The sequence below is a fragment of the Campylobacter sp. W0014 genome (assembly GCF_020135975.1).
In the GTDB taxonomy this organism is placed as follows: Bacteria; Campylobacterota; Campylobacteria; order Campylobacterales; family Campylobacteraceae; genus Campylobacter_D.
The window spans coordinates 1-4,714 of the sequence record NZ_JACHTR010000043.1; the positions used below are offsets into that span (position 1 = coordinate 1).

Annotated in this window: 4 protein-coding genes and 1 pseudogene; 4 read left to right on the forward strand and 1 reads right to left on the reverse strand. The window is 27.0% G+C overall.

The window, feature by feature from the left end; genetic code table 11:
* The first annotated feature begins 613 nt into the window (after nucleotides 1-613).
* From H2277_RS08605 to H2277_RS08620, 4 genes are all read left to right on the forward strand, one after another.
* Entirely contained in the window at nucleotides 614-1,165 is a 552-nt protein-coding gene (locus H2277_RS08605; RefSeq protein ID WP_337201910.1) for a hypothetical protein, read from the forward strand.
* Nucleotides 1,165-2,553 (forward strand): MobP1 family relaxase, encoded by a 1,389-nt coding sequence (mobP1, locus tag H2277_RS08610; RefSeq protein WP_337201911.1) that lies wholly within the window; start codon nucleotides 1,165-1,167, stop codon nucleotides 2,551-2,553. The genes H2277_RS08605 and mobP1 overlap by 1 nt, the downstream gene beginning before the upstream one ends.
* 95 nt (nucleotides 2,554-2,648) lie before the next feature.
* Nucleotides 2,649-3,503 (forward strand): hypothetical protein, encoded by an 855-nt coding sequence (locus H2277_RS08615; protein ID WP_002779713.1) that lies wholly within the window; start codon nucleotides 2,649-2,651, stop codon nucleotides 3,501-3,503.
* Nucleotides 3,488-4,081, forward strand: coding sequence for a cysteine peptidase family C39 domain-containing protein (locus H2277_RS08620; protein ID WP_002861455.1), 594 nt, complete (start codon nucleotides 3,488-3,490; stop codon nucleotides 4,079-4,081). The genes H2277_RS08615 and H2277_RS08620 overlap by 16 nt, the downstream gene beginning before the upstream one ends.
* Before the next feature lie 31 nt (nucleotides 4,082-4,112).
* Here the strand turns inward: H2277_RS08620 and H2277_RS08625 are convergent.
* Nucleotides 4,113-4,714, reverse strand: a pseudogene (locus tag H2277_RS08625) (hypothetical protein); the annotation flags it as partial.

The window sequence follows — 4,714 nt, forward strand, 5'->3', positions numbered from 1 at the left end:
AAAATATCCTTCTTCTAGTCTTACTTTATAGAGGTATTTTGAAGTCATCACAGATGACTTCAAAATCAATTTCTTGTTTTAAAAAATAAATTTTCTATTTGCTTTAATTTCTCACAAGAATCAAAAGTCTTTAGAGTATTAAAAGAAATTCTATCCCTTTTTGGATTTGAAGTATTATCATAGGTTCCATTAAAACATATTCTTGATATTCTTTACATAGCTTAGAACTATCAGTAATTCTTACTTTGATATTATTAAAATGTTATATTTTCTTGCATTTCTTTATTTTCTATTTTTCATCCTCCTTATTTTTAATGTAATTAATATTAAATAAATCATTAATATCACTACATAATGATTTTATCTTTTCTAAATTATTTTTTTGTAGATAATTAAAAAATAAATTTCTAAAATCATCTTTATCTAATAAATATATAATTTCAGAGCCTAGCTTCTTATAAAGTTTTGCTTTTTGGATTTTTTCTTTATATTCTTGCTTAAATATAGGTTTAGAAAATGTAATAATAGCAGGATAGCCTTTTATTTCCTAAAAAGTTACCTTTTTAAAAAAATAAAAGGCAAAAACTCTGCGAGGCTCACTAAGGAATTGAGAATGAATAAAAACAATAATTGTGTCATAAAAGTTAGCAAAGATGATAAAACAATTTTAGAATATATAAAATCAGAAACAAATGCGCCATATAGTAGAATAATATCTATTTTATTAAAAAAGTTTAATTCTTGTGATACAGATGAAAAAAATAAAATTAATGATGAAATATCTAAAAATAAATTTTATACAAGCGATGAAAATAAAATAATTAAATTAAAACTTACAGAAAATGAAGTAAATATTTTAAAAGAAATTTCTAAAAAAACAGGATTTTCAAGTATTACCAAACAAGCTAAATTTTTGCTATTAAACTCCATAAAAAATGAAAAACTTTTTACTAATATAGAAATAGATGAGTTTATAAAAACAAGAACAGAAATTAACACAATAGGTAAAAATATATATCAATTATTAAAAATTCTTAGGAGCGGAAATTCTGTAAAAATAAATGATAATAACTTAAAAAAATCAATCGATAATATTAAAGATAAAATTGATATATTGTCTAATAAACTTGGTATTATAATAGAAAAAAATAATGAAAGAATTTAATGTCGCGTAGTGTTAAAATATTTGATGACGAAATAATTGCTAAAAAAGTTTTTACTAAAATAGAAAATGCTTCAAAATTACCACTAAATTATATCAATAAAAATAAAAATAAATATACTAAAGATGTAAAAACAGGTAAGCTTGTTAGTAAAAATATGTTTAGAAAAAATACAGAAGTTGTTGTAAAAATTACTTCAGGTTCTAAAAATTCTCAAGCACTTTCAAAACATCTCGATTATATTTCTCGTGATGGAAATGTAGAATTAATAACCAGTGATTTTGATAAATATATAGGTAAAGATGATATTTTAGAAGTCAAAAGAATTTTTAAAAATGAAGGAGCTCCTATTCCATTATATAAAGAAGGTGCTAAAGAAAAAAGACATACTATTAATATGGTTTTTTCTATGAAAGAACATTCTACAACACCGAAAGAAAAATTACAACAAGCTGCAATTATTGCTTTAAAAAAATCGTATCCAAATAATTTTTTTGTCCTTGCTTTTCACGCAGATACAGATAATCCACATTGTCATATTTGTTTGAAAGTCGCAGATAAAAATGGTAAAAGAATTAATCCAAAAAAAGCAGATTTAGCAAATTTAAGATCAGAATTTGCAAAAGCATTAAATGAGTTAGGAGTTGAAGCAAAAGCTACAAGCAAAAAGCAAAGAGAAGTGGAAATAAATCAAGAATTTTCAGTCAAATTAAATACAAATAATAAACTTAATCAAACTCCAAAAATAAAAATGCATTATTATCAGATTATGGATTTTGGAGAAGCGAATTATCAATTTAGCACAGATAAAAATGCTAAAAAAAGTTATTATGTAAGTTATAAAACCAAAAAAGGAATAACTACAATTTGGGGGCAAGATTTAGAAAGGGTTATAAAAGAAAATAAAGTTTTAAGGGGTGAATATGCAAGATTTAAAATAGTAGGGCAAGAAGAATATGAGATAAAAAGAAAGGCAAAAATTAATAACAAGTGGCAAGAAGTTGTTAAAACACTTAAAAAACCTATTTGGGAAGTATCAGTAATAGGTAGAGAGAAAGATTTAAAACAGATCAACAAAGCCAAAACAACAAAAAAATATAAAATTATACAAGATAAAGGAGTGAATAATGAGAGAGATTATACAAAACAATATAGACAGAGAGTCTTACAAGAGCTCGGTAATAAATCAACTATCCGAAGAGAAACTGCCCAAGAAAGAAACTCTATGCGAATATTGTCCAAACAGCCTATGGTTCATAACACAAAACGAACTCAAATGCTTTTGCACATCAATGCACTCAATCAGTTACAGCAAGGAGAGCGAGGACGATCCGATAATATCTTGCGATGGACAAGTGTTAGGAATAATGAGATTGAAAGAGATGGATAATTTATAAAAGAAAGGAATAAAATATAAAGAATATACTAAAAATTTGGAACGCTCCTTGCTTAATTTTTCAAAGCAATATTTTAAAAGGTAATAAAATGAAAAAAATTATTCTTATTTTGGCAGTTTTAAGTGGTTGTCTTTTTGCTAGCGATGAGCTAAATATCGATAGCTTGTTTAAAAAGCAAATAGGCTTAAGAAGCATTACAAGTTTATCCTTGCTTAGCACAGGAAATCCTCACTCTTATTACATTTATCCAAATATTGGAGTAAATGGAGATTTAAATGTTTGGAATGATACAAAGCAACTTTATTTGAATCAAACTTTTATTTATACGCTTACACCTAATTTCGATTTACTTATTTCAGGCGGTGGAAATTATGCAAGACAAGAGTATAACAATATTATTTCAGGTGCTTTTACAAGCAAAAATACTTTAAATTTTGATTCTTTATGGATAGGCTTTATTTATACAGGAGAAAGCATTGCTGACTTTGTTCCGCAGATTAAATTTCAAACAGCGATCATTCAAAGAGAAAAAACAGTTTTGCAAACTAAAAACTTTTATTTTCAATCCCAAAACTTAGAGGCAAGTTTAAGAGGATATAGCGATCCAGTGGTATATAGTATTTATACAGGATTTGGTTATAACGCCCAAAGAAAATTTAAAATCGCAAAAATAGATTATGGCAATAGTATTTACTTTGGTGGAAATTTATCTATAATTTTAAGCCCTAAAATTACTTTGGATTTAGGAGCAGAACAAAGATTTCAAACCGAACAAAAAATCAATGGTGTAAAAAATTCAGAAATCAGATCAATTCCTACAATTAGTGGCGGTTCTACTTATAGCATAAATCAAGATACTGCTGTTTCAGTCAGTGCAAGTCTAGGTGGAAGCTCTGCTGCTCCTGATGCAATTTTTGGTATCAATCTATGGAAAAAATTCTAAAAATAGCATTAATGGTTGCTCTTTTGCCTTTGTTTTTAAAGGCAGAATTTGTAGTTAAGTCTTACCAAGAAATCAAAAATGAAAAAGTTGTAAGGCAAAATTATGAAGAATCTTGTGGTGCTGCTTCTTTGGCTACGCTTATTAATACACTTGATGATAATAATTTAACAGAATTAGATTTATTAAAAACCATGAGTGGACAAAAACTTTATACAGATATGGTAAGCTTTGCAGATTTAAATGATGCAGTAAAAAAGCTTGGCTATGAAAGCAAGTCTTATAAAGTCGATAGAAAGATTTTAGAGAATATTATATCTGTTCCTATTTTAGTTAAAATTGAAGATGATCCACGCTTTCCACATTTTGTGGTGATTATAAATCATAAAGGTAATTATTTACAAATACTTGATCCAAGTTATGGAGAATATATCAGTTCTAAAAGAGAATTTTATAGTGTTTGGGATAGATACAATAAAGGTGGATTTGCTTTAGTTGTTAATCCTAAAAAACAACTCAAAGATTACAAACTCAATTTACCCAAACCTTTGAATTTTGAAATTGAACCTTTTGGATTTTAATATCAAAATATTAAAATCCTTAATTAAAAGCCTAAACCCTAGTTTGTCCTATAAGATTATTAAGTCTATCCATTATATTATTTACAAAAGAATTTATACTTTCATTACTTGCTTTCCAACCATTAGCTTTTGCTTGATGAAATTCTCTATCAAAAGAGATTCCACTGCCTACGTATATATTTTGCCATTTAACTCCTTTTTCCATTGCATAAATACCTGCATCAAGCCAACCCTCTTGTGCATAACCTTTTAATAAACTTGCAAAATCAACTTTTCCTGTCATAATGTCATCTAAGGAAACGCTAAAAGAAGGATTTGCTTTCATTTCTAGCTCAAGTTTTGCTTCACGAACTTTTGCTTCAGGACTAAAAACAACTTGATTTGGAGATGGAAAAGGCGGATAGGATTTTAAAAAACTCATAAACAAAGCTTCTTTAGAATAGCTTCCATCTTCATTTTTTGGATAAACTGACATATCAGGATTAAAGTCACCTTTAATTGAAGGATCTTGCTCCATACTTTGTGGAGAAAAGTCAAGTTTCATAAGGTTCATATCCAAACCCATAGTAGAATATTTAATCGCTTGTGCTTCGTGAAATTGTTCCGCATTAAATATATTTTTTACAATTTTTT